Source organism: Aliidiomarina sanyensis (assembly GCF_003987175.1).
In the GTDB taxonomy this organism is placed as follows: domain Bacteria; phylum Pseudomonadota; class Gammaproteobacteria; order Enterobacterales; family Alteromonadaceae; genus Aliidiomarina; species Aliidiomarina sanyensis.
Window position 1 is genome coordinate 1 of the sequence record NZ_PIPM01000034.1, and the last position, 1,927, is coordinate 1,927.

Sequence of the window (1,927 nt, forward strand, 5' to 3'; positions counted from 1 at the left end):
ATCGAGTAGGAGGAGGCCTCCTGGCCTCCGTCCTCTCACACCACCGGGCATACGGTTCCGTACCACGGCGGTTCATAGGTTACATTTGAGCTGATGGTAACTGTCCATCAGCGATACCAGACCCAGTCTATCAAACAACTTCTTCGGTACTGCCTGATTCATGTGCGAAGCACCCGAGTTCCACCATGGGCCGCGCCCATTGGTCGTACTTAGTTCCGCTCGCTTCTGAGCAATACCCAGCCGCATCAACATCCGCGCACGAGTTAGGCCTCGCTTCCATTGTCGCCAGAGTATCTTTCGCAGATGGCGGCGAAGCCAACCATCGAGCTCATTAAAGATGCCTTTGGTATCTGCGTGATGGAAGTAGTTTATCCATCCACGCAGTTTAGGGGCGAGTTCGCTTATCGTCTTGCGGATGTTCCAGCCTTTAGCCATGCGAAGCAGTGCTTTGAGGCTACCTTTCAGGCGCTTCACGCTTTTATCAGCAACCTTGAGCCGGATATTGTATTTCCGGCCACATACCGTGTAACCAAGAAAGCTGCGCTTCCAAGGCCTATCGGCGGCACTTTTCTCACGATTAACCTGAAGCTTCAGGCGCTGTTCAAGGAACTTCGTGGTCGAGGCAAGCACTCGGTGCGCTGCTCGTTCACTGCTCACATAGATGTTGCAGTCATCCGCGTAGCGACAGAAGCTGTGGCCTCGTTTCGTCAGTTCCATGTCCAGCTCATGCAGGAGAATGTTCGACAGCAGCGGTGAGAGCGGTCCACCTTGCGGTGTGCCCTCTGTTCGTGCTGTCACGATTCCATTGTCCATGATGCCTGCTTGTAAGTAGCGGCGTATCAGTTTGAGTACAGTTTTGTCCTTGATTACCCGAGCGATACGCGACATGAGGATGTCGTGATTCACTCGGTCAAAGAACTTCGCCATATCAATATCCACCACCCAGCGCTTGCCGGACTCCATGTAGTCCCGAGCTTGATGCACCGCTTGCGCGGCGCTCTTACCCGGTCGGAACCCGTAGCTCTGCGGTGAGAATATCGGCTCAAACTGCTCGCTTAATACCTGATGCATCGCCTGTTGGATAAGCCGGTCTATCACACACGGAATGCCAAGCATTCGCGTACCGCCACCGGGCTTGGGTATCTCTACCTTGCGTACCGGTTGCGGTTGATAATTGCCGTCCAACAGTTGTTGTTTGATGTGCTGCCAGTGTTGTTGCAGATAGCCTTTCAGCTCATCTGTGGTTACACCATCTACCCCCGGAGCGCCTTTGTTTCGGCATACCCGTTGGTAGGCTTGCAGCATATTTGACCGCTCAAGTATCACTGACATTACGTTCATATCAGCCCCGCTCGGAGTTGTTCTAATTGATGCCGCGATGTACTGCACAACCCAACCGTGCCGCGTCGACTTCTGGCCTCGCGGTTTGGGTTAGGTGAGCATATCGCTCTTGCTGTGGTGTATAACATCATCGAATCAACAGGCTCCGATTCATAACCTATGTTCAGCCCTTTAGTTGGCGGTGACCAACCTACTACGGCCTCGGCTGACTTCTGTTGCCCCATCCTGATACCTCATAGCATCAGTAGCCCAAGGCAGAGCAACAGACCTCCCGGGGTAATGCGCGTGACCTTCCCACTTATACCTGCCGCATCTACGTCCATAGTTTCCGTGTAAGTATCGGGCTTTGACAATAGTTGTTGCCTTACCCACTATGACCGCCTCGTATGCGATTTCTGTTCGTCAGGCCAGTGTTTTGCTTTCCGCTTCCTTCAGATTTCACCTCACGGTGAACACCCTTGCGGTTCAGCTAGTGATTCCCCTTACCGGGCTCACAGAGGACTCTCACCTCCAAGTCATCCTGTCAGTACCACCTGTACAGGAATAGCACCCGTCAGGGCGCAACGCGCCGTGCCCGGCGCACAAC

At 53.7% G+C, this 1,927-nt stretch carries 1 protein-coding gene; it reads right to left on the reverse strand.

What is annotated here, in order from left to right; all coding sequences use genetic code 11:
- Positions 1–72: 72 nt before the first annotated feature.
- A complete protein-coding gene (ltrA, locus tag CWE11_RS11940; protein ID WP_198675652.1) occupies positions 73–1,341 on the reverse strand; it encodes a group II intron reverse transcriptase/maturase in 1,269 nt (422 codons plus the stop codon).
- Positions 1,342–1,927: the final 586 nt, after the last annotated feature.